This is a genomic window from Rothia sp. HMSC069C03, from assembly GCF_001811075.1.
Lineage (GTDB): Bacteria > Actinomycetota > Actinomycetes > Actinomycetales > Micrococcaceae > Rothia > Rothia mucilaginosa.
The window spans coordinates 65,585-88,094 of record NZ_KZ627140.1; the positions used below are offsets into that span (position 1 = coordinate 65,585).

At 60.0% G+C, this 22,510-nt stretch carries 21 protein-coding genes; 9 read left to right on the plus strand and 12 right to left on the minus strand.

Annotation, left to right across the window (positions count from 1 at the left end; genetic code table 11):
* Nucleotides 1-74: 74 nt before the first annotated feature.
* From HMPREF2779_RS07480 to HMPREF2779_RS07510, 8 genes are all read right to left on the minus strand, one after another.
* Complete coding sequence (locus HMPREF2779_RS07480; RefSeq protein WP_105361206.1) at nt 75-1,016, minus strand: inositol monophosphatase family protein; 942 nt, start codon at nt 1,014-1,016, stop codon at nt 75-77.
* A gap of 81 nt (nt 1,017-1,097) precedes the next feature.
* The gene (gene rsgA, locus HMPREF2779_RS07485) at nt 1,098-2,225 is read right to left on the minus strand and encodes a ribosome small subunit-dependent GTPase A (RefSeq protein ID WP_012903240.1); all 1,128 of its coding nucleotides are present in this window, start codon (nt 2,223-2,225) and stop codon (nt 1,098-1,100) included.
* Complete coding sequence (aroA, locus tag HMPREF2779_RS07490; protein WP_070685029.1) at nt 2,226-3,737, minus strand: 3-phosphoshikimate 1-carboxyvinyltransferase; 1,512 nt, start codon at nt 3,735-3,737, stop codon at nt 2,226-2,228.
* A 266-nt stretch (nt 3,738-4,003) separates the two neighbouring features.
* Nucleotides 4,004-4,318: a mycothiol system anti-sigma-R factor gene (gene rsrA / locus HMPREF2779_RS07495; RefSeq protein ID WP_049352592.1), complete on the minus strand. Its 315-nt coding sequence runs from the start codon at nt 4,316-4,318 to the stop codon at nt 4,004-4,006.
* 88 nt (nt 4,319-4,406) lie between these two features.
* Nucleotides 4,407-5,165: a sigma-70 family RNA polymerase sigma factor gene (locus HMPREF2779_RS07500; RefSeq protein ID WP_105361207.1), complete on the minus strand. Its 759-nt coding sequence runs from the start codon at nt 5,163-5,165 to the stop codon at nt 4,407-4,409.
* A 157-nt stretch (nt 5,166-5,322) separates the two neighbouring features.
* Nucleotides 5,323-5,397 (minus strand): 50S ribosomal protein bL37, encoded by a 75-nt coding sequence (locus HMPREF2779_RS09350; protein WP_095343185.1) that lies wholly within the window; start codon nt 5,395-5,397, stop codon nt 5,323-5,325.
* Nucleotides 5,398-5,627: 230 nt separating this feature from the next.
* Nucleotides 5,628-6,227, minus strand: a complete 600-nt coding sequence (locus HMPREF2779_RS07505) for a GDSL-type esterase/lipase family protein (RefSeq protein WP_005505446.1) — start codon at nt 6,225-6,227, stop codon at nt 5,628-5,630.
* A gap of 220 nt (nt 6,228-6,447) precedes the next feature.
* Nucleotides 6,448-10,125, minus strand: a complete 3,678-nt coding sequence (locus tag HMPREF2779_RS07510) for a multifunctional oxoglutarate decarboxylase/oxoglutarate dehydrogenase thiamine pyrophosphate-binding subunit/dihydrolipoyllysine-residue succinyltransferase subunit (RefSeq protein WP_070685115.1) — start codon at nt 10,123-10,125, stop codon at nt 6,448-6,450.
* 411 nt (nt 10,126-10,536) lie between these two features.
* Between HMPREF2779_RS07510 and HMPREF2779_RS07515 the strand changes: the two genes are divergently transcribed.
* The 6 genes from HMPREF2779_RS07515 (at nt 10,537) to HMPREF2779_RS07540 (ending at nt 16,297) form a co-directional block, all read left to right on the plus strand.
* The gene (locus tag HMPREF2779_RS07515) at nt 10,537-10,722 is read left to right on the plus strand and encodes a hypothetical protein (RefSeq protein ID WP_141754865.1); all 186 of its coding nucleotides are present in this window, start codon (nt 10,537-10,539) and stop codon (nt 10,720-10,722) included.
* Complete coding sequence (locus HMPREF2779_RS07520) at nt 10,713-12,047, plus strand: hemolysin family protein (protein WP_070685035.1); 1,335 nt, start codon at nt 10,713-10,715, stop codon at nt 12,045-12,047. The genes HMPREF2779_RS07515 and HMPREF2779_RS07520 overlap by 10 nt, the downstream gene beginning before the upstream one ends.
* Nucleotides 12,044-13,126 carry a hemolysin family protein gene (locus HMPREF2779_RS07525; RefSeq protein ID WP_105361208.1) on the plus strand — a complete coding sequence of 361 codons (1,083 nt, stop codon included), beginning with the start codon at nt 12,044-12,046 and terminating at the stop codon, nt 13,124-13,126. Before HMPREF2779_RS07520 ends, HMPREF2779_RS07525 begins: the two co-directional genes overlap by 4 nt.
* A gap of 346 nt (nt 13,127-13,472) precedes the next feature.
* Nucleotides 13,473-14,480, plus strand: a complete 1,008-nt coding sequence (locus tag HMPREF2779_RS07530; protein WP_070685039.1) for a metal ABC transporter solute-binding protein, Zn/Mn family — start codon at nt 13,473-13,475, stop codon at nt 14,478-14,480.
* Complete coding sequence (locus HMPREF2779_RS07535; protein ID WP_105361209.1) at nt 14,481-15,380, plus strand: metal ABC transporter ATP-binding protein; 900 nt, start codon at nt 14,481-14,483, stop codon at nt 15,378-15,380.
* Entirely contained in the window at nt 15,377-16,297 is a 921-nt protein-coding gene (locus HMPREF2779_RS07540; protein WP_070685052.1) for a metal ABC transporter permease, read from the plus strand. The genes HMPREF2779_RS07535 and HMPREF2779_RS07540 overlap by 4 nt, the downstream gene beginning before the upstream one ends.
* A 264-nt stretch (nt 16,298-16,561) precedes the next feature.
* Here HMPREF2779_RS07540 and HMPREF2779_RS07545 read toward each other — a convergent pair whose 3' ends face one another.
* On the minus strand, nt 16,562-17,026 hold the full coding sequence (locus HMPREF2779_RS07545) for a Fur family transcriptional regulator (protein WP_070685053.1): 465 nt from the start codon (nt 17,024-17,026) through the stop codon (nt 16,562-16,564).
* 157 nt (nt 17,027-17,183) lie between these two features.
* Here HMPREF2779_RS07545 and HMPREF2779_RS07550 point away from each other — a divergent pair, with 157 nt between their 5' ends.
* The gene (locus HMPREF2779_RS07550) at nt 17,184-17,861 is read left to right on the plus strand and encodes an MBL fold metallo-hydrolase (protein ID WP_070685054.1); all 678 of its coding nucleotides are present in this window, start codon (nt 17,184-17,186) and stop codon (nt 17,859-17,861) included.
* Nucleotides 17,862-17,914: 53 nt separating this feature from the next.
* The gene (locus HMPREF2779_RS07555; protein WP_070685118.1) at nt 17,915-18,343 is read left to right on the plus strand and encodes an HIT family protein; all 429 of its coding nucleotides are present in this window, start codon (nt 17,915-17,917) and stop codon (nt 18,341-18,343) included.
* Nucleotides 18,344-18,475: 132 nt separating this feature from the next.
* On the opposite strand, the gene budA is transcribed toward HMPREF2779_RS07555, so the two are convergent.
* On the minus strand, nt 18,476-19,225 hold the full coding sequence (gene budA, locus HMPREF2779_RS07560; protein WP_049327712.1) for an acetolactate decarboxylase: 750 nt from the start codon (nt 19,223-19,225) through the stop codon (nt 18,476-18,478).
* A 269-nt stretch (nt 19,226-19,494) separates the two neighbouring features.
* Entirely contained in the window at nt 19,495-19,983 is a 489-nt protein-coding gene (locus tag HMPREF2779_RS07565; protein ID WP_070685056.1) for a GNAT family N-acetyltransferase, read from the minus strand.
* Nucleotides 19,984-20,214: 231 nt separating this feature from the next.
* On the opposite strand from HMPREF2779_RS07565, the gene HMPREF2779_RS07570 reads away from it, so the two are divergent.
* Entirely contained in the window at nt 20,215-20,595 is a 381-nt protein-coding gene (locus HMPREF2779_RS07570; protein WP_070685057.1) for a PH domain-containing protein, read from the plus strand.
* Nucleotides 20,596-20,953: 358 nt separating this feature from the next.
* Here HMPREF2779_RS07570 and glnA read toward each other — a convergent pair whose 3' ends face one another.
* The gene (gene glnA, locus HMPREF2779_RS07575; protein ID WP_005508615.1) at nt 20,954-22,378 is read right to left on the minus strand and encodes a type I glutamate--ammonia ligase; all 1,425 of its coding nucleotides are present in this window, start codon (nt 22,376-22,378) and stop codon (nt 20,954-20,956) included.
* Between the last annotated feature and the right edge of the window lie 132 nt (nt 22,379-22,510).

The following is a 22,510-nucleotide window of genomic DNA, read 5'->3' on the forward strand; positions in this document are numbered from 1 at the left end:
CGGCGGCTTTCCACTGACCGGAAAGCCGCCGCCTCGCTATATTTTTACTGCCTCCTGCTCAGGGGAAGGGTAGACTAGGATTGGGGCGCGAGCGCCTCCAGCACCTGCTGCTGGACCGCCGCCGTATTACTTGCCACCAGGGACACCGGGCGCACACCGGCGGCCGAAACGCCCGCGTGCTCGGGCAAATCGCCCTCCAGGGTGGAGACAACGCCGCCAGCCTCGCGAATCAGCGGCAGTAGCGCCGCCACCTCGTAGAAAGACAGGGATGCGTCCACGACGGTGTCCACAGCACCCTCAGCGAGCATACACGCCGCCCAGAACGAACCGTACGCACGGGAACGACCCACGCAGCCCAGAAGCTGTACAAGCTCGCCAGAGCGGTCCACAGCGCCTTCAGAGGCCGCCTTCCAGGAAGAGAGGTCGGTGTACGCGGCAGACAGCTGAACCAGCTGAGTCAGCGAAGACACCTCAAGACGAGTCGCCTGCGCCAAAGACTTACCCGTGTACGCGCCCGAACCGCGAGCAGCCCACCAGCGGCGACCCAGAGCGGGTGCAGACACCACACCCACCACCGGCTCACCCTGATCCAGCAAAGCAATCAGAGTCGCCCACACCGGCACGCCGCGGCGAAAATTATCTAGCTCAGCAATCGGCGCAATCACCCACTGGCGTGCCGCCTGACCGTTATAGCCGGCATGCGCACCGGCAATACCGTCACGAGTACGCACACGCGACAGCTGCGCGCGCAGAAGCTCCTCAACCTCCTGAGCCACACCCGAGGCGTAATCGGCAGGCTCCTGCACCGGCGCCTGCGGCTCTACGGGCTGCTGAGTAGCCTGCTGCCACGGCGCCAACGGTGCCGCAGCGGGTGCCGCCTCGGCGGGCTCTACCACCTCGGATGCGGGGGAGAAGACCGGGCGGTCACGAAAACGCATGGCGCTCACACGATCGACGCTATCGGCAAGAATATGCGCAAGACGCAAATCGTCGGTGTACTGCTGGGGACGGCTCATAGTAATGCTCTTCTTCAGTATTCGGTGATGTAGTCAGCAAAAATGTGTGTGCAGTGCTGTGTGTAATACAGGGGAGAGAACCTAGACGAGAGCGCCCAGTTCCTTCTCCGAATCGCCCTCTTCAGGAGTCAACAGCAGCAGCTTACGCAAGGACTCCAGGCGGGCGGGACCGCTCTCACCGGCATGACCGGCAGCAACGTACGCCTCCAGACCGCACTCGGGAGCCTGCGCCGCATGCGTACACGCCTTCGGGCAATCCGCCGCACCCGGCGCCAGGTCCACGAACGCCTCCACGACGGTCTCCGGCGGCACATGCGCCAGACCGAAAGAACGAATACCCGGAGTGTCAATAATCCAGGTGCCCGGCTCCATCGGATCGCCATTCGCATTCACCGGACGCAACGCCAACGCCGACGAGGAAGTATGGCGGCCACGACCCGTCACCGCGTTCACATGACCGGTCGCACGCTCGGAGCCGGTCAGCGCATTCACCAGGGTCGACTTACCCACACCCGAATGTCCCAGAAGCACCGACACCTGACCCAGCAGCTCCTGCAGAAGCTCCTGAACCGGTGCCGACTCCAAACCGGCAGCGCCCTCCTGGCTCGGCGCCAAACCATCCGAAGACGAAGACAGCACAATCTTCAAACCGCTCGCCGCATAGTAATCCAGCAGATTCTGCGGGTACCGCACATCGGTCTTCGTAATGCACAGGATCGGCTCAATACCGGCATCAAACGCCGCCACCACGGCACGGTCAATGAAGCCGGTGCGCGGCTCCGGGTTCGCCGCAGCAACCACAATCACCAGCTGCTGAGCATTCGCCACGACCACGCGCTCCGACGGGTCGGTGTCGTCGGCGCTACGGCGCAGAATCGAGGTGCGCTCGCCCAGACGCACAATGCGCGCCAGGGTATCCTTCGCACCGGAGGTGTCACCCACCAGGTCCACAAAGTCGCCGGTCACAATCGCGGTGCGGCGCAGTTCCTTAGCGCGCGCCGCAATGAGGGTACGCTCCTTCTCGGTACCCTCATCCACGACGACCGACCAGCGGCCACGGTCCACCGTAATGACCCTGCCACGAATCGCTTCTTTGAAGGTCGGGCGGTCCTTCGTGCGGGGGCGGGAGCCCTTCTTGTTCGGGCGCACGCGCACATCCGACTCATCCCATTCGGAGAAATCGCGCACGTTCATGCGGGAAGAACCCATTTAGAAGACCTCCTGGTCGGCGGTAACGTCAGAGGTGGAAGCGCCGGCCTGCCATTGCGCCAGCATGTCCTCCCACATTGCGGTAAATTCGGGCATGGTCTTAGCCACGGTGGCTACGTTCTGCACCACCACATTGGGGCGGCGCAGACCAATAATCGCCGCGAAGGTTGCCATGCGGTGATCGTCGTAGGTGCGCGCCAGAACCGGCGCAGCCTCAGCGGTAGCGGGGATGGGCGCCTCAATTACCAGCGAATCGGCGGTGTCGTGGGCGGCACCTCCCAGACGGTTAATCTCGGCGGCGAGCGCTGCGAGGCGGTCCGTCTCATGACCGCGCAGATGCGCAATACCGGTCAGCTCAACGCGGCCCTTCACGAAAGCGCAGGCAGCCGCCATGGTCGGTGCCAGCTCACCACCGGCAGACAGGTCAAAGGAGAAGTCGCCCTCGGGAAGCTGCGCCGGACCGGTCACGGTCAGACGGCCCTCAGCGTAGCGAACCTGCGCACCCAGCGCGGGCAGAAGCTCACGCCACATATCGCCCACCTGGGTCGTACCCGCCGAAGAATCATCCGCGGGTGCCGGCCAGTGAGGAATAGTCACCGACTCGCCGGTAACCATGGCGGCAGCAAGGAACGGACCGGCATTCGACAGGTCCGGCTCAATGGTCATCTCAAAGCCGGGGAAAGAACCGGGGCGAACAGTCCAACGGTACTCGCCGCTCTCTGCTTCGTTGCCTTGGTTCGGGTAGTGCTCCTGCACCTCGATACCCATCTGGCGTAGCGCCTCCACGGTCATCTGAATGTGCGGGATCGATGGCACCGAAGAGCCCTCGTGCACCAGCACCATGCCGTGGGGCAGGCGAGGCGCCATCAGCAACAGCGCCGAAACGAACTGGGACGACGTCGAAGCATCAATACGAACCACGGGCGCCTCAGAAACACCCTCTACGCTCGCCAGACCGGGGGAGCGCAGCACGAAGGGCAGAGCGTTCTCGCCCTGCTCACAATCCACCTGCACACCCAGCTGACGCAGACCCTCCAGAACCGGACCCATCGGACGCTGACGAGCGTGCGGGTCACCGTCAAAAGCGAACTCACCCGGCATCAACGCCGCCAGAGCGGGCACAAAACGCATCACGGTACCGGCAAGACCGCACTCAATCGACACGGTGCGCGACTGAGCGGAATCGGACTGAGCCTGTGCGGAATGCGCTTCCACAAAGCTCAGAGGAGTGACTTTTACATCCGGACCGAACGGCGAATCGGTCGGCACCAGCTCAATACCCGCACCCAGCTGGCGCAGCGCCTCAATCATGAGCGCCGAATCGCGCGAATGCAGCGGCGCACGCAAATACGAGGGAGAGTCAGCCAGAGCAGCAAGCAACAGATAACGGTTCGTGAGCGACTTAGAACCCGGAATATGCACCAGCGCGTTCTTGCCGGCGGCTTCGCTGGAGGCGGGTGCTAGGGGAGCGGGCCAATCACCGGGGGAAAGCTGCACTGCTGCGTCGCTCATACATCCTCTTCTGGTTCAAATCATGGGGAGGGCGCAGACTCAGAGAGGCTGCGCCGGTTGACGTCTACCCCTATTCTACCGGTTGGGGGTTTGCGAGCCTCTGAGGGCTCCAGCGATGAGATAGGCAGCGCGAACCAGGCAACACGGACCAGACAGCGCGAAACCAACCAATACGAGTAAAGGCGGCGCACCGTCATTGGTGCACCGCCTTAACTTGTCATTAGATTTCTGTACCCCCCCCCAGCGAGGCAAGAGCCTGAGGCAGCTTAGAGGTTAGCCTCGGCGCAGAACTTTTGCACATCCTGCAGCAGACGAGCCTTTAGCTGCTCGGGCGCCTGCTGAGCGCACGAAGAACGCATTTTCTCACGAATCATCAGCTCAAAGTCCTTCACATCCGCGCACTCGGGGCAGGCATCCAGATGTGTCTGAACCGTGCGTAGCTGCTCGGGGCTCAGCTCCCTATCGAGGAATTCGTAGAGGCGCTTGAGGGTCGCCGAGCAGGGCTGACCGCCGCAATCCTCCAACGGCTCAGAGGCCGCGGAGGCTTCGGGGACAGAAGAATTCTTGTCTGTGGTTGACATCGGGGTTCCTTTCACACGGAAGGTATAAAGCCTTAGGGGAGTCTAGCCTCAACCTCATGGGGGCTAGCTCACGGGTAGAAGAGCGAATCTAAGAATCTGCAGGCGCCTCGGAGCCAGAGCCCGCCGGAGGGGACTTTACGCCCTTGGCCGCCTTAGTGCCCTTGGTAGCCTTAGTGCCCTTGATAGCCTTAGCCGGTTGCGCCTTAGCGCTCGCCTTCGCGGCAGCTTTCGCCTCAGCCTGCGCTTCTACCTTTGCGATGGTTGACGGGCGCAGACCGTTCTCACGCGCATAATCGAGCAACTTCTCACGCAGAATAAGGCGGCCACGATGCAAGCGAGACATCACCGTGCCCAGGGGGATATCCAGAATCTCCGCAATATCCTTGTACGCGAACCCCTCCACATCGGAGTAGTACACTACCATACGGAAATCCTCAGACAGCTCATTCAAAGCCTCACGAACCTCCGTATTCGGCAAGGCGCTCAGCGCCTCCGCCTCGGCAGAACGCAGACCCACCGCATCATGCTCACCGGCCTGAGCCAGCTGCCAATCCTCCACCGTCTCACCCTGAGACTGCTGCGGCTCACGCTGACGCTTACGGTACAGGTTGATGTACGTATTCGTCAGGATGCGGTACAGCCACGCCTTCAGGTTCGTACCCTCGGTGAACTGGTGGTATGAAGCAAAAGCCTTCATGTAGGTTTCCTGCACCAGGTCTTCAGCATCGGCAGAGTTGCGGCTCATCCGCAGGGCGGCAGCGTAGAGCTGATCCACATACTGCATAGCGTCCGCGGTAAAGTGTTCGCGCAGCTCGCGGGTATCCGCCGCGGTGTTGGTTTCAGCCATGTTTCTCCTCTACAGGAACGCGCCAGGCGTTCACTTCCATAACGTAGAATTCTTCTCTTTATTCCGCAGAATGTGCACAAACATCTGCGGGTAAAGCAAAACCCCGGGTCCGAATAATATCCGAAACGCCGGGGTTTTAAAGTGTATGCAAGATACCTTATGCGTTGGGGCGCTTACCGTGGTTTGCGCCGCCCTTACGACGGTCCTTGCGCTTACGACCGCGCTTGCTCATCAGAGCCTCCTTATAGTGTTCATGGATGCACGCCCCACCTTCGCGGTGCGCGCTCCCTATTACCTGCCCTAGCAGAGGCGGTCACCGAAAACCGGTGCTCCACGCTATAAGGGCAACGCCGTCTATTTTTTCATAGAAACGGCATGATTGCATCTTGGAACCGGGATATGAGCTAAAAAACACGAACTTTCTTCGCATCAGCTCACAACCCCAGCCGGGGGAGCGGGCTCTTAGCCGTGCTCGGGAATGTTCAGCCAGTTGTACCAGCCGCGGTGCAGAACCAGCCACGCCATCAGACCGTAACCGGACTGACCCGGGCGGCCGTCATTCGCGGCAAGGTCGTTGCGCCACTGCTCGTGGTGAAGCAGCGGGTTGAACGTATCCACGTACACGTGGTTACGGCGGGTCACCACATCCGCGTACGCCGCCGACAGGTCAGCGATACGGCGGTTACGCTCAGCGTCCAGGGTCGGCGGCGGACCAACAACCAGAACCTTAATGTTGTTCTGCGACGCCATGTCCACAATGTTCGCCAGGTTCAAACGCGAACGAGCGCTGGTTAGACCCAAATCAATGTCAAAGGTCGACGGAGCAATAATGAGGCGGTTATCAGCACCGGGAACGAAGCGGCGGCGCGCCTCCTCGAACCAGCGTGCATTCAGCTGCTCGCTACCTTCATTGGGGGCGGCAAGGTTATATGCCGCAATGGATGCGGTGGTCTGCGGGGTGCGCGCCATAACGCGGCCAAACCAGCCGAGGGTACGGGGGTCGCCAACACCGGCGAGCAGGTCATCGCCGACTGCCACAATTCGAATATTGCGTTGCTCCACGGAATTCTTTCTTCAGCAGGATGCGCCCGCCGTGAGAGGCGGCAAGGCACGTGAGTAATAGTCTTCATATCTAGGATAAGCGCTTACCGGCCTCTTTTCGAACTTAATACCCTATCCGGTAAGCATCCGAGACTAAAAAACCCGTCTGCCCGCCAGAAACATCTGACGGGCAGACGGGTTTTGAAGAGCTAAATCATGAGCCGATCAGCTGTAGAAGACCTTAGCCTTCGAAGACCTGCTTGAGCAGAGCCTCAGCCTCAGCTGCGTGCAGCTTACCGGTACCGGCAGCCGGGGAAGCAGCTGCGGAGCGGGAAGCCAGACGCATACGGCGGTCAATCAGCGGCTGCAGGTTGAGAGCCATGAACGGCCACTGACCCTGGTTAGCAGGCTCGTCCTGAGCCCACACAACGTCGGTAGCGTTCGAGTACAGAGCCAGCTGTTCCTTGATCTCCTGCTCGGGCAGCGGGTACAGCTGCTCCACCGAGACAATAGCGGTCTTGGTGTCGCCGCGGCGCTCGCGCTCAGCTTCCAGATCGTAGTAGAGACGACCGGATACGAAGACCACACGCTCAACCTGAGCCGGGTTGATACCCGAACGGTCACCAATCACCGGCTGGAACGAACCCTCGGTGAAGTCCTCGATGGAGGACGCAGCAGCCTTCAGACGCAGCAGCTGCTTGGGGCTGATCACCACGAGCGGCTTGTACGGACGGTGCTGAGAGTGGCGACGCAGCAGGTGGAAGTGCGAAGCCGGGGTCGAGGGGCAGGCAACAGTCATGTTGTTCTCAGCGCACAGCTGCAGGTAACGCTCAACACGAGCCGAGGAGTGGTCAGGACCCTGACCCTCGTAGCCGTGAGGAAGCAGCATAACCAGCGAGGAGCGCTGGCCCCACTTCTGCTCGGAGGAAGACACGAACTCGTCAATGATGGTCTGAGCGCCGTTTGCGAAGTCACCGAACTGAGCCTCCCACACCACGAGCGAGTCGGGGCGCTCCACCGAGTAGCCGTACTCGAAGCCGAGAACGCCGTACTCAGAGAGGAAGGAGTTGTAGATACGGAACTTGCCCTGGTCCTCAGAGAGGTGCTCCAGCGGCGACCACTCTTCATCAGTGATGTGGTCGTGCAGAACAGCGTGACGCTGAACAAAGGTACCGCGCTGAACATCCTGACCGCTCATACGAACGTCGGTGCCCTCCATCAGCAGCGAACCGAAGGCGAGCAGTTCACCCATACCCCAGTTCACGTTGCCGGTGCGGCCCATCTCAACGCGCTGCTCCATGAGCTTCTTCAGCTTCTTGTGGACGGTGAAGCCCTCGGGAGCCTTACCGAACGCGTCAGCGATGTGCTGGAAAGTCTCACGGGAAATCGCAGTCTTACCGCCGTGAACGACCTCGGTGTTCTGCTGAGCAGCGGGCAGTTCCAGACCGGAAACGTGCGCGCCAGCAGGAGCCGGTGCCGAAGACTGAGTCTCAACGAAGATAGCGTCCAGCTTCGAGTGGTAGGAGTCCAGAACTTCGTCTGCCTCTTCCTGAGAGACGTCGCCGCGACCGACCAGGTCCTGTGCGTACAGGGTGCGGGTCGAGGGCAGTGCGTCGATGTCCTGGTACATCTTCGGCTGGGTCATCGACGGATCATCAGCCTCGTTGTGACCGCGGCGGCGGTAGCAAATCAGGTCAATGACAACGTCGCGACCGAAGCGCTCACGGTACTCGAATGCCAGGCGTGCAGCGCGAACCACTGCATCCGGGTCATCGGCGTTGACGTGGAAGACCGGGGCCTTGGTCATACGCGCAATGTCGGTAGCGTGGGTTGCGGTGCGGCCGTCGTTCGGCAGGGTGGTGAAGCCAATCTGGTTGTTCACCACAACGTGTACGGTGCCGCCGGTGGTGTACGCCTTCAGGTCAGCCATCTGCAGGGTCTCCATGACGATGCCCTGGCCAGCGAACGCTGCGTCACCGTGAATCAGGATCGGCAGGACCGGGTGGCCCTCAACGCCCTGCTCGCGGTAGACATCCTGCTTAGCGCGGACGATACCCTCGAGCACGGTGTTTGCAGCCTCAAGGTGCGAGGGGTTAGCAGCCACGTACACCTGGGTCTGTTTACCGGAATCGGAGGTGAAGACACCCTCGGTACCGAGGTGGTACTTCACGTCACCGGAGCCGCCCTCGTAAGGTGCTGCGGTGCCGGAGAACTCACGGAAAATCTGAGCGTAGGACTTACCAGCAATGTTGGTCAGCACGTTCAGGCGACCGCGGTGTGCCATACCAATGGCAACGCCCTTCAGGTCGTTGTTAGCGGCCTTGTCCAGAACAGCGTCCAGCAGCGGAATCAGGGACTCGCCGCCCTCCAGGGAGAAGCGCTTCTGACCCAGGTACTTGGTCTGCAGGAAGTTCTCGAATGCCTCAGCCTCAACCAGCTTGGAGAGAACACGCAGCTGCTCCTCGCGGGTGGGCTTAGCAACGCCGCGCTCCAGGCGCTCCTGGAACCATGCGCGAACCTCGGGGTTCTCAGAGTACATGTACTCAACGGACAGGGAGCCGGAGTATGCCTCGTGCAGGCGCTCCAGGATGGTGCGCAGCGGCAGACGCTCGGAACCGCCGAAGCCACCGGTCGGGTAGACGCGGTCCAGATCCCACAGGGTCAGGCCGTAGTTCTCCAGCTTCAGGTCCGGGTGCGAACGCATCTTGTAACCAACGGGGTTGGTTGCTGCGGTCAGGTGGCCGTGCACGCGGTAAGCGTGAATCAGCTGCTGGATACGTGCAACCTTAGAGATCTCCTGAGCGTCATCGACGTGGTTGTCGCGTGCCCAACGAACCGGCTCGAAAGGAACCTTCAGGTCGCGGAAGATTGCGTCGTAGAAGTCGTCGCCGCCGAGCAGGTAGTGCTCAACCAGCTTCAGGAACTCACCGGAACCTGCACCCTGAATGACGCGGTGGTCGTAGGTGCTGGTCAGGGTGATGATCTTGGACAGACCCTGCTGGGTGATGAGCTTCTCGGACAGGCCGCGGAACTCAGCCGGGTACTCCAGAGCACCCACACCGATGATGGCTGCCTGGCCCTTGGAGAGGCGGGGCACCGAGTGGACGGTACCAATACCACCGGGGTTGGTCAGCGAAACAGTGGTGCCGCGGAAGTCCTCAATGGTCAGCGCGCCGTTACGGCCACGCTTAACGATGTCGTTGTACGCATCCCAGAACTCGCGGAAGCTCAGCTGCTCAGCACCCTTGAGGTTCGGAACGACCAGGTTACGGGAACCGTCGGGGCGGGGCAGGTCAATAGCCAGACCAAAGTTCACGTGTGCGTTGTGGATTGCAACGGGCTTGCCCTTCTCGTCCACACCGTAGGTCACGTTCATCGAAGGCATCGCTGCCACTGCGCGAATTACTGCGTAACCAATGATGTGGGTGAAGGAGACCTTGCCACCGCGGGTGCTTGCCAGGTACTTGTTGATGGCAGCACGGTTCTCAATGAGCAGCTTTGCGGGGACCGCACGAACGGTGGTCGCGGTGGGGACAGTCAGCGACTCTTCCATGGTCGTGACGACTGCCTTAGCAGGGCCGCGGAGGGGGACAATCTTGTCTTCAGCAGGTTCCACAGGTTCAGCCTTCTTGGTAGCAGCGGGAGGGGTTGGGTTAGCAGGCGCAGCCGCAGGCTTCGGTGCCGCGGGGGCGGGAGTTGCTACAGGTGCGGCAGGCGCAGCCGGTGCGGCGGGTGCCGCAGCAGGAGCTGCACTAGCGGTACCGGCGCCTCCCAGCGCCTTGTCGATGGTCTCAAAAATGGGCCACCATGAAGGGTCCACGAGGTTCTTGCCCTTCTGGTAACGCTCGTACTGTTCTTCAACGAACCATTCGTTACCGGCAAATTCCTCAGGCACCAGATGTTCTGGCAGATTTGGCACGTTAAACGCCTCTTCCAATTAGTGTGAATTTATCCGTCGCGTCCGGGACTCTCCCCGGCATAGACGACCCGCGTCTTCGAGGGGCGAATCATCACGCTGAGCATGTGCGCATCGCCTAAGATGGTGGCCGTATGTGCGGGGTGTGCACCGTACAAACCTGCCTAGCGTGCCGTGAACGTCGGGGTTCATCCGCTTGCATGGCGGCACACTCATGCTCCTATGTATAAGTGTAAAGAGAAGCACGGTGAACTTTCCAGCTCATCGCGCCATATCCGCAATGCAATTTTTCACTCTTACGGATTAGCAATGAGCCGCGTGCGCAACAAGTGCTGTCTTGCACTTGTGAGCAGGCACTCTACAGCACCGGGAAGTGACGAAACCTTCGCTAAAATATGGGGTATGGATGACCCTTTGAGTAAGACTCTGACTACTAGCCAGCGCAGAATACTGCCCGCGTACTCTGCTCAACACGGCACGGTAACACCCAAAAACACCACCTCCGATGCTCAGCATCTGGACAGCCTGGCTGCGGGGCTACCCCGCCAGGCCCAAGGCACCGTGCACCAGTTGATGGAGGCGGTGGCTGAGTGGATCTGATTCTCCTGCTCATCGGCCTGCTCCTCATCCTGGGTACCGGCTTCTTCGTTGCCGTAGAGTTCTCACTCGTGGCGCTCGAAACCGCCACCGTGCAGCAGGCAAAGGACTCCGGCGATAAAGCCGCCGACGCCGTTCTGCGCTGCCTCAAAACCCTCTCCACTCAGCTGTCCAGCTGCCAGATCGGCATCACCATAACCACGCTGCTGACCGGCTACACTCTCGATTCCGCCATCAAGGCGCTCACCACCGGCGCCATCAGCAGCCTGGGTCTGCCCACCAGCGTGACCGATATGCTCACCCTGCTGCTGGCAATGCTCATCGCAACCCTGCTCTCCATGATCGTCGGCGAACTGCTGCCCAAGGGCCTCGCTATCGCCGAACCCTACGATGTGGCGCGTCGAGTCGCCCCCGCGCAGCTCGCCTTCACCCGCGTCATATCCCCGCTCGTGCGCATCATGAACGGCTCCGCCAACTGGATCCTCGGACGCTTCGGCATGGAAGCCAAGGAGGAACTCTCCGCGGCACGCACCCCCGAAGAGCTCTCCTCCATGGTTCGTCGCTCCGCAGAAGAAGGCACCCTCGACTCGGACGCGGCACGCTTCGTGGACCGCACCCTGCGCTTCTCCGAGCTGACCGCCTCCGAAGTAATGACCCCGCGCGGCCAGGTCGCCATGCTCGAAGACACCGCTCCCGTTGCCGAAGTCATCAAGCTGGCACGCTCCACCGGCCACTCCCGATTCCCCCTCTACAAGGGCGACCACGACAACATCGTGGGCGTCGTGCACGTGAAGAAGGCAGTCGGCGTGCCCCCGGAGGTACGTGAAACCCTCGAAGCCGGCGCCCTCGCAGAAGACGTGCTGCAGGTCCCCGAAACCCTGCACCTGGACGCGCTACTCACCCAGCTACGCCAGGGCGCCCTGCAGCTCGCCGTGGTCCTCGACGAATACGGCGGAACCGCCGGCATCGCAACTCTCGAAGACCTCGTCGAAGAAATCGTCGGCGAAGTCTCCGACGAACACGACCGCGGCCGCACCGAACGCCCCCTACGCTACGGCAACGGCGACTGGGTGTTCTCCGGCCTGCGCCGCCCCGACGAAATCAACACCCTCATCCCCGGACTCGAGGTTGAGGAAAGCCCCGAATACGAAACCGTCGGCGGCTTCATGATGGAACGACTCGGCCGCATCCCCGAAGTAGGCGACAGCGTCCCCGTACCCGGCGGCACCCTGCGCGTCGACACCCTCGAAGGCCGCCGCGTGGACCGCATCCGATTCACCCCCGCACCTAGCGCACAGGAACAGACCGAGAAGGGAGGCAACGCATGAACGACTGGGTAGCCATCGCACTGCTCGTCATCCTGCTCGCCGGAAACGCCTTCTTCGTCGCCGGTGAATTCGCCATCATGTCCACCCGACGAGCACAAATCGAACCGCTCGCCGAAGAAGACAATAAGCGAGCGCAGACCGTCATCTACGCGCTAGAAAACGTCTCGCTCATGCTCGCCACCTGCCAGCTGGGCATCACCATCTGCTCCCTGCTGATTCTGAACGTCTCAGAACCGGCACTGCACCACATGATGGAGGTGCCCCTGCACCTGGTCGGCCTGCCCCACGCGATCGTGGACGTAATCGCCTTCGTCATCACCCTGATTCTGGTCACCTACCTGCACGTGATCTTCAGCGAGATGGTTCCCAAGAATGCCGCCGTGACCCTCGCCGCCCGCGGTGTGGCTCTCTGGATTGTGCCGACCCTGGTGACCTTCTCCAAGATTTTCGCCCCCGTGGTCGCCCTGCTGAACAACCTGTCCAACAAGCTGCTGGCGCTCATGAAGGTTGACGCGAAGGACGAAGTCGCCTCCACCTTCACCCTGGGCGAGTTGCAGACCATCGTGGCAACCTCAACCGCGGAAGGCACCGTGGAAGACGACGCCGGCGTGATTGAAAGTGCCCTCGAATTCACCGAGAAGGACGTCTACGAAATCATGGTGCCCGGCGATAAGCTCGTCACCTTGCCCTTCGGCAGCACCCCCGCCGAATTGGAACGCGCCGTGGCACGCAGCGGCTACTCCCGCTTCGTCATTACCGACAGCGACGGAACCTACATGGGCTACCTGCACGTGAAGGATGCCCTCGCCATCGCCCCCGAGCGGTTCGAGGAGCCCTTCCCCTGGTACAAGCTGCGTTCCCTGGACACGCTCACCCCGACCACCGATATTGACGATGCGCTCGCCTCCATGCAGCGCAGTCGAACCCATATCGCGCAGGTTATGGATGAACAGGGCGTAACCCTCGGCGTGGTCTTCCTCGAAGACGTGCTGGAGGAGCTCGTTGGCGAAATCAACGACACCACCCAGGATGCGGTGCGTGAGCGTGTACGCCGACAGCAGGCGCGCGAAGCCCAGTAACCGAATGAAGCCCAGTAACCGCATCGTGAGATACTCCGAGTAAAACGGGGGAATCTTGAACACACAGCCCGCCCCGCACTCTCGTGAAGGAGAGTGCGGGGCGGGTTGTTTTGCGGTCAGAAACGGCGTATGGGTGCCCCCTAGGGGCAGTCTCAGGTGGAGGGATGAAGCGGCGGCAGGGGAGCGGAGCAAGCTTAGCTAAATATCCCTGCTACATAAGCTTCCAACAGGGAAAATGAGCCGCCCAACACCACCCACATGACAACAATAAAGAGTTGTTTATACGGGTGTGCGCATGATGTAGTTAAGGAACCTACAGACTAGAACGAACCGAAAGAGAGCCCTCATGTCGCACCCGAAGATCACCCGCAAGCACTTCCTCACCGCAATGGGCTCACTCGCCGCATCCTCCCTGCTGCTGGCAGGCTGCGCAACCGAGAACAAGACCTCCTCCGGTTCGTCCTCCTCGGCTGGCTCCAACAACGGCAAGGTGAAGGTCGTCGCCTCCACCGACGTCTACGCAGACATCGCCAAGCAGATCGGCGGCGACTACATCGAGGTTACCGCGCTGATTGCCTCCACCAGCACCGACCCCCACTCCTACGAAGCCACCAGCGCCGACCGCCTCAAGGCGAAGGACGCATCCCTGATCGTCATCAACGGCGCAGGCTACGACCTGTTCCTCGAAGACCTCGCAGGCAAGGACAACGCCTCCCAGAAGATCGTGAACGCGGTCAAGGTCAGCGGCAAGCTCACCGATGCCGAATACACCCATCTGGTCGAGGACCACCGCGGCGGCGAACACCACGAAGACGGCGGCGACCACGCCCACGCACACGAGTTTAACGAGCACCTCTGGTACGACTTCGAAACCATGAAGAAGGTCGCCCAGAAGATCGCTGAAGAGCTCGCAGGCCTCGACTCCGCACACGCTGAGGCGTTCCGCACCAACGCATCCACCTTCTCCAAGGAACTGGACGCACTGGACACCACCGCCAAGGCAATCGCCGGTGAAGACAAGAAGTACCTGTCCACCGAGCCCGTGCCGGACTACCTGATTTCCTCCACCGGCGCAGAGAACGCAACCCCCAGCGAATTCGCTGAGGCAGCCGAAGCCGGCAACGACGTTCCCGCACTCGTCCTGAAGGAAACCAAGGACATGGTCACCGAGAAGAAGGTCCAGCTGCTCGCCTACAACGAGCAGACCTCCACCTCCCAGACTAACGAGGTGCTGCAGGCAGCTAAGGACGCCTCGGTGAACTACGTATCCTTCACCGAAACCCTGCCGGAAAATACCAACTACCTGGCATGGATGAAGACCAACGTCAGCAACCTCGAAAAGGCGCTCTCCTAAGTGACTGACAACAATAACGGTGCCACCCCCGCGATTTCCATTCGCGGGGGTAGCCTCGCTTTCGGGGCCCGCACCCTCTGGAAAGATTTAACCCTCGACATCGGCGCAGGCGAATACTTCGCCGTGCTCGGACCCAACGGCTCCGGCAAGTCCACCTTCCTCAAAGTCGTTCTCGGCCTGACCGGACTCAACGCTGGCGAAATCTCCGTGCTTGGCAAACCCGCACGTCTGGGCAACGCCGGCGTCGGCTACGTACCGCAGCAGAAGTCCATCCCCACCTCCACCCCGATGCGCGCCCGCGACCTCGTGGGACTTGGCGTGGACGGGCACCGCTGGGGCATCCGCCTGCACGGCCGCAAATACCGCGCCAAGGTTGACGAGCTCCTCGAAGCCGTCGGCGCAACCGAATACGCGAACGTGCCGGTGGGTCTGCTCTCCGGTGGTGAGCAGCAACGCCTGCGTATCGCCCAGGCGCTCGCGAACGACCCGAAGATTCTGCTGGCTGATGAGGCGCTACTCTCCCTGGACCTCAACCACCAGTACGCGGTGGCTGAGCTGATTCACCGGTTCAACCGTGAACGCGGCGTGGCGGTGGTGTTCGTGACCCACGAAATCAACCCCATCATTGAGCATGTGGATCGCGTGCTCTATCTGGCGAACGGCCGTTTCACGGTCGGGTCGGTGGAAGAGGTCATGACCAGCGAGACTCTCACCTCCCTGTACGGAACCCCGGTGAGCGTGCTCAAGTCTAATGGCCGTTACGTGGTGGTGGGTGAGACTCACGCCAGCGACCACTGCCATATTGAGGGCACCGACCAGAACATTCACGGCTCCCACCTGAAGTCTGGTCTTTCTGAACCGCACCGCACTCTACACATTCCGGGAGGAACCACTCGATGACCATTCTTGCTTCCCTCCCCGCTCTGGCACCGGTTGCCGCCGCGCAGAACGATTTGCTCTCCCGTATCTTCGTTTTTGACCGCTACGGTGAGCTGTTGCAGATGCTGCAGAACTCCATTTTTGCTGGCGCTGTTCTGGGCCTTATCGGTGGTTTCGTCGGCATTTTCGTGATGATGCGCGACCACGCCTTTGCGGTGCACGGCGTCTCTGAAATGTCTTTCGCGGGTGCCGCCCTTGCCCTGTTGCTCGGCTATGACGTGGTGACCGGCTCCATGGTCGGTTCGATTGCCTCGGCTCTGCTGATTGCCTTTCTGGGCTCTAAGGCGAGTAACTCGAACTCGGTCATTGGTGCGCTCATGCCGTTCGGCTTGGGCTTGGGTATTCTCTTCCTCTCCCTGTACCAGGGCCGTAGCGCGAATAAGTTCGGTCTGCTGACCGGTCAGATCGTGTCCGTGGATGCCGACCAGCTGCACACCATGATTATTGGTGCGGTAGTTATTATTTCCCTGCTGGTGATGGTGTGGCGTCCGCTGAGCTTCTCCTCCCTGGACCCGGAGGTCGCGCGCGCTAAGGGCGTGCCGATGCGCTTCCTGTCCCTGGTGTTCATGGTGATTCTGGGTATTGCTGTGGCTCTGTCGGTGCAGGTGGTCGGTTCGCTGCTGGTGCTGGCGCTGCTGATTACTCCGGCGGCTGCAGCGATGCAGGTGACGGCTTCTCCGGTACGTACCCTAATCTTGTCGGTGCTGTTTGCGGAGGCGTCCATTGTGGGCGGTATTCTGCTGGCTCTTGCCGGTTCGCTGCCGATTAGCCCCTACGTGACCAGCATTTCCTTCCTGATTTACGTGGTGTGCCGTGTGATTGGTGGCGTGAAGCGCCGCCATAGCGCGTCGGGCCGCCAGCTGGCTGAGAAGGCATAAGACCTATAGAAAGAGCCCCACCTCGGGAATGAGGCGGGGCTCTTTCGTTGTCGTGCTGTGTTAGCGCTACGGGTCATGTACCCGGTGCGCAATGCGGGCTCAACCTGTGTGGCGTTGTGTTGCCCTGTCCAGATGCCCTGTGTGTCGTGCTGTAGCGGCGTCGAAGATCTTTAAAGACGCCCTCTTCTTGTTCCTCCAGAGAAGGATCCTCTCCGGTGAAGGAAAGCCCCTCAGCAGGTGAGGGGTGCGGCTTAGCCTGCAACGTTAGCGTGAAGCGCCGCCCTGCGACTCTTCCTCGCGACGTGCCAAAGTGCAGTCCGGGCAGTAACCGGTCACTTCAACCACGTGCTCCAGCTCCGAGAAGCCGTGCTGCTTACCCATCGCCAGTGCCCAGTCCTCGAGGGCGGGTGCTTCTAGCTCAATGGCGGTGCCGCATCGGCGGCAGAGCAGGTGGTGGTGGTGATCTTTCACCCGGCAGTGGCGGTACAGGGTCTCACCCTCAACGCCCTTGACCGAGTCGAGCTCACCGGCGTTAGCCAGTGACTGCAACACACGGTAGGTTGTTGCGAGAGAGACCTGTTCCTTGCGGTTCGCGAGGGTCAGGTGCAGATCCTGTGCTGAGATGAAATCGCCGAGCTCTTCCATGGTCGCCTTGATGATGCGACGCTGGCGGGTATTTCGGGCTTCGGCGGGCTTCGTAATTCTCCGTACGGGAATATGAGTGTCCATTGCTGAACCTTTCGGGGCGGAAATCCGTCCCATTGTGTGGTCAATCTTGTCTTACGACTTTACACTAGAGGCATTCAAAAGGTGGTTGATTTGCGCTTTATCTCAAAAATTGAAGTCATCAACAGGCACGAATGAGGGTTAACGGTAGACTAAAACTATGAAAATGACGAAGTACACCCACTCATGTATCCGCCTTGAGAATGAGGGGCGCACCCTCGTTCTTGACCCCGGCAACTTTGCCGCAGAAGGCGAACACGCCACCGCGCTGGAAGGCGCCGATTACCTGTTCGTGACCCACGCGCATCCGGACCATTTTGATGGCCCGTCGGTGCTGCCGCTGATTGCTGAGCGTGCCGAGTCGCAGACCCCGTTGAAGATTTGGGCTCCCGAGGCTGTCGCCCAGACCATCAAGGAGGCTGTGCCCGCTGCCGAGGTTACCGTTGTTTCCTCTGATTCTGAGTTCAGCATCCCCGGTTTTGAGGTGAAGACCTACGGCGGTCAGCACGCCCTGATTCACCCGCTGATTCAGACCATCGCTAATGTCGGTTACCTGATTAACGGTGCCGTGTACCACCCGGGTGACTCGTTGGTGGTTCCGCACCGCGTGCGTGCGAATACCGTTCTGGTGCCGATTCACGCGCCCTGGTCGAAGGTTCAGGAAGTCATTGATTTTGTGATTGCGACCGGCGCTCAGCGTGTGGTTCCGATTCACAATGGCATGATTAACGCCAACGGCACCGGCATTATTGAGGGTTTGGTGACGAACTTCGGCGCGAAGTACGGCACTGAGCTTAAGCACCTGAACCCCGGTGAGAGCATTGAGGTTGAGGCGTAAGCCTGACCGTTGAGCTTCAAACGCGCCGATGACGGCGCATGAAGGAGAATATTGTGAGCACGATTTTTACCAAGATTATTGAGGGCGAGATTCCCGGCCGCTTCGTCTGGAAGGACGAGCACTGCGTCGCCTTCCTGGACATCATGCCCCTGTCGGAAGGTCACCTGCTGCTCGTTCCCCGCGCTGAGGTCGACCGTTGGCCAGACCTGCCGGCTGAGCTGGCGGCGCACCTGTTCGCTGTGGCGCACAAGATTTCTGGTGCCCTGGATCAGGCGTTCGACAAGGACCGTGTGGCTCTGATGATTGCGGGCTTCGATGTGCCGCACACCCACATCCATCTGTTCCCGGTTGATAGCATGGCTGATTACGATCCCGCCAACGCGAAGAAGGACGCTACCGCCGAAGAGCTGGATGCTGCCGCTGAGAAGGTGCGTGCTGCCCTGCGCGAGTGCGGCCACGGTGAGTTCGTGCCGGAGGCGTAAGCGCCTCCTTGGCACTGAGCCTTCCGCAGAACAGCACGTATAAACACGAAGGAGCCGCCCTCTACAGAACAGTAGAGGGCGGCTCCTTCGTTAATATATCCCGTTGCTATATCCCGGGAGCGGGAAAGAAGCTTAGTGCTTCTCAGCCTTGGAAATCTGGTCGGCTAGGTCCTCGGGGGAGAGGTTAGCGGAGGAGAACTCGGGGGTCAGCGGCAGGTGCAGCTGCAGGCCGGTACCGGGGCAAATCTCGACCTTTGCGGAGCGCAGCTTGAAGTCGACCACGTGGCCGCCCTGAACACGCTCATCATCGATAAAGTGGGCGTGGCAGCCGGGCACCGAGATGCCCTGCTCGTAGATCGGGGTGCGGAAGCCAACAATCGTGCCGGTCACGTTATCGAACTGGACAATGTCCTCGTTCTCAGTGGCCGCAACCATCTTCGGGTAGGGCTTCTCCTGCTTGATGACGGTGCGGGTGCGGACCCATTCGAACTCGCCGTAAATCTTGATGGCGTACATGTAGTTCTTAGAGACGGTGAAGTCATCCAGAATCTGCGAGGCAGACTTACGGAGTAGGTTATGCGGTAGTTCGCGCTTAATCATGGGCACGAAGTTGGTGACCACGGCGTAGGGGGTCTGCTGGCGCAGGTCGGGCAGGGATACGGAGCCGTCGTGGCGTACCTGGTAGCAGACGCCGTCGAGGACGACCATTTCGCCGTCGAGGCCGTTGAAGGTACCCACACCGAAGTTGCCGTGGCTCAGGAGCTCACCGATGGTCATCTCGCCATCGTAGATGCCGTCCAGTAGCTGGGACATGAGGCCGGTCTGAAAAACTTCGTTACGGAAAACAGTTTCACCGTTTAGGATGGTCGGCTGATATGCCATGAGATTTCTCCTCGTTACAGTGGATGCGGCGTCAGACGGGTCGGTCGGTCATCGGCGATACTCGCCCTAGCTGATACTAAAAAGGGGAAGGGCGTCGGTGAGAACACGGCGTTGTGATGTCGTTTCTCGCGGAATTCGTAGGTGCCGCCGGCCGGGCGCACGCACTTTCATTGTACGCCTGTGCAGGAAGAACCCCGGGACTAGCGGGTACGACATCTTATGATGTGACCCGCGACCTGCTCCTACAAGGGAAGAGGGGGTAGGGTCCGTTAGAGCTCCAGAAGCATCTCCACATGCTCAATCCCGACCTCAAGGTACGGCTCTCCCACTTGCACGAACCCCGCCGCACCATAGTAGCTGTCTTTCAGGTAGGACTGGGCGCTAATCACCAGCTGACGAGCTTCCGTATTTTCACGGACCCAGCTAATCGCCTCATGCAGTAGGGCGCGCCCCAGACCGGTGCCACGCGCCTCCTCACGGACAGCTACTCGACCGACGGTCCAAGCACCTTCGATAGGGCGGTGATAGCCATCATCGACCGTCATAAGATCAAAGAGACGCAGGTAAGCCAGAACTCGACCAGCCTTATCCGCGTGGAAGAAATGAACAGACTCGAAGTCTGCTTCATCTGGCTCCTGCGCAAGAATCTGCTGACCCACAGTAAAAACAAGAGAACGAGTGATATGAATCTGCTGAAGCTCACGTAGAGTCAGCTCGTTGAAGTACTTTGCCTGAAAATATGCGGCGGAATCTGGCAACGGCGTTTCCTTTCAAATACGTTCTGCGTGATGAAAGAGCATACCTCAGTGTTGAAAGCTCTGTACAAAGGTATAGGTATGAAGCCGCTCTATGAGATTTACCGGTACAGCCCTCCACAGGTATTTATTGCTCACAGCGTGTCTGCAAGGATAACCATCTAGACCGCGCATGAGTTACAAAGCTCTTATACTGAGAACGTTATTATCACTCAACACCTTGGAGGTAACTCTATGTCTATCGCCGCTATCATGACCTGGACTTTGCAATCAGAAATTCCAGTACCTCAGGATGCTCAAGCCCTTTTGGGGTCGGGCGAAAGCGCTGTCGCAGCCTTTGCTACTTTCCGCGATTCCGCGATTTTCACGACTCACCGACTCATCATTCGTGATGCTCAAGGCCTGACGGGTAAGAAGGTAGAAATGTATTCGTTGCCTTACTCCTCAATCCATATGTGGTCTTCTGAAAATGCAGGAAACCTGTTCGACGCGAATAGTGAAATTGCTCTATGGACGAAGGTTGGCTACATCAAAATCAAGCTGGGTCGAAAGATTGACGTGCGCAAGCTTGACCGGCTCATCGCTCAGCAGGTTCTAAACGCTCAGCAGCATTAGGGCATAAAAATAGACTGGCGTTCCCTCCGGTTGCACGACAAAAAGGGAGGGAACGCCAGCACCAACAGCTTAGCCCTTAGAGCCGCTCTAAGCGCAACTAAGACACACGAGGCTCATCGAGGCAGAAAAATATTAGACACGAACCGTCACCAAAATAGTCCGGTGAGCCTGAGCCCTGCAGAAACTCCGCAGATACCCTGCAGAAACCCCTCAGAATATACAACAACGGCCTATACGCTCCCAAAGGAACGTATAGGCCGTTGTCTGCTATCTAGAACTTACCCCAGAACCCACCCCGCAACTAACCTCAGTGCGGGTGCGGGGCAAAGCCCAGAAGGAAAGATAAGACGCCAGCGAATTAGACGCCGTAGTACAGCTGGTACTCAAGCGGGTGCGGAACCAGCGAAAGCGGCTCCAGCTCGTTCTTACGCTTGTAGTCAATCCAAGCCTGAATCAGGTCCTCGGTGAAGACGCCGCCCTCGAGCAGGAAGTCGTGGTCAGCCTCCAGAGCCGCCAGTGCCTCCTCCAGGTTAGCCGGAGCCTTCTTGATGTCCTTAGCCTCTTCAGCGGGCAGCTCGTACAGGTCCTTATCGATCGGTGCCGGCGGCTCAATGCGGTTACGGATACCGTCCAGACCAGCCATCAGCTGAGCAGCAAACGCGAAGTAGGGGTTAGCGGAGGGGTCCGGTGCACGGAACTCCAGACGCTTAGCCTTCGGGTTGGTGCCGGTAATCGGGATGCGGATACCGGCGGAACGGTTACCCTGCGAGTACACCATGTTGATGGGAGCCTCGTAGCCGGGAACCAGACGCTTGTAAGAGTTCACGGTCGGGTTGGTGAACGCCAGAACAGCGGAGGAGTGCTCAATCAGACCGCCAATGTACCAACGTGCGGTGTCAGAGAGGTTAGCGTAGCCGCGCTCATCGTAGAAGAGGGGCTCGCCGTCCTGCCACAGCGACTGGTGGCAGTGCATACCGGAGCCGTTGTCACCGAACACGGGCTTGGGCATGAAGGTCACGGACTTGCCCCATGCATCTGCGGTGCCCTTGATGACGTACTTGAACTTCAGCAGGTCGTCAGCAGCCTTGGTGAGGGTGTCGAACTTGTAGTTGATTTCTGCCTGGCCGGCTGCGCCCACCTCGTGGTGGCTACGCTCAACTTCGAGGCCAACCTCGTCCATTGCTACGCACATTGCGTCACGCAGATCAGCCTGCTTGTCGACGGGGGAGACAGGGAAGTAGCCGCCCTTGACGGGGGTCTTGTTGCCCAGGTTGCCGCCCTCTTCCTTGCGGCCGGTGTTCCAGGGAGCCTCATCGGAGTCGATCTTGTAGAACACGGAGTTCGGCTCGACCTGGTAGCGGACATCCTCGAAGACGAAGAATTCAGCCTCGGATGCGAAGAACGCGGTGTCTGCAATACCGGTGGACTGCAGGTACGCCTCGGCACGCTCAGCGACGCCGCGGGGGTCACGGTGGTAGGGCTCGCCGGTGCGGGGGTTCACGATGGAGCAGATGATGACCAGGGTCTTCTCAATGCGGAAGGGGTCAACGTACGCGGACTGAACGTCGGGGATCAGCTGCATGTCGGACTCTGCAATGCCCTGGAAGCCGCGAATGGAGGAGCCATCAAAAAGCTGGCCGTTGACGAAGAAATCGTCATCAATCGCCTTAGCGGGCAGGTTGAAGTGCTGCTGCACGCCGGGCATGTCGGTGAATCGGATATCAACGAAGACTACTTCTTCGTTCTTGATAAAGTCGAGAACTTCCTGGGGGCTGGTAAACATGAGGACTGCTCCTTGTTCGACTGACGGTGCAGGAGGGTGTTTTCCCTCATCACATTCAGTCTTTGGTTTAGTTTTTGGCCGCGGGCAAAACCCTGTGACATATCAAGCATAGTGGTTATTTTTTGCGCGTGC

Coding starts and splice junctions, on each gene's coding strand:
- glnA (WP_005508615.1), bottom strand. CDS start 22,378: ATGTTTACCAGCCCCCAGGAAGTTCTCGACTTTATCAAGAACGAAGAA.
- HMPREF2779_RS07480 (WP_105361206.1), bottom strand. CDS start 1,016: ATGAGCCGTCCCCAGCAGTACACCGACGATTTGCGTCTTGCGCATATT.
- rsgA (WP_012903240.1), bottom strand. CDS start 2,225: ATGGGTTCTTCCCGCATGAACGTGCGCGATTTCTCCGAATGGGATGAG.
- HMPREF2779_RS07500 (WP_105361207.1), bottom strand. CDS start 5,165: ATGGCTGAAACCAACACCGCGGCGGATACCCGCGAGCTGCGCGAACAC.
- HMPREF2779_RS07570 (WP_070685057.1), top strand. CDS start 20,215: ATGTCTATCGCCGCTATCATGACCTGGACTTTGCAATCAGAAATTCCA.
- HMPREF2779_RS07545 (WP_070685053.1), bottom strand. CDS start 17,026: ATGGACACTCATATTCCCGTACGGAGAATTACGAAGCCCGCCGAAGCC.
- HMPREF2779_RS07530 (WP_070685039.1), top strand. CDS start 13,473: ATGTCGCACCCGAAGATCACCCGCAAGCACTTCCTCACCGCAATGGGC.
- budA (WP_049327712.1), bottom strand. CDS start 19,225: ATGGCATATCAGCCGACCATCCTAAACGGTGAAACTGTTTTCCGTAAC.
- aroA (WP_070685029.1), bottom strand. CDS start 3,737: ATGAGCGACGCAGCAGTGCAGCTTTCCCCCGGTGATTGGCCCGCTCCC.
- HMPREF2779_RS07550 (WP_070685054.1), top strand. CDS start 17,184: ATGAAAATGACGAAGTACACCCACTCATGTATCCGCCTTGAGAATGAG.
- HMPREF2779_RS07525 (WP_105361208.1), top strand. CDS start 12,044: ATGAACGACTGGGTAGCCATCGCACTGCTCGTCATCCTGCTCGCCGGA.
- HMPREF2779_RS07540 (WP_070685052.1), top strand. CDS start 15,377: ATGACCATTCTTGCTTCCCTCCCCGCTCTGGCACCGGTTGCCGCCGCG.
- rsrA (WP_049352592.1), bottom strand. CDS start 4,318: ATGTCAACCACAGACAAGAATTCTTCTGTCCCCGAAGCCTCCGCGGCC.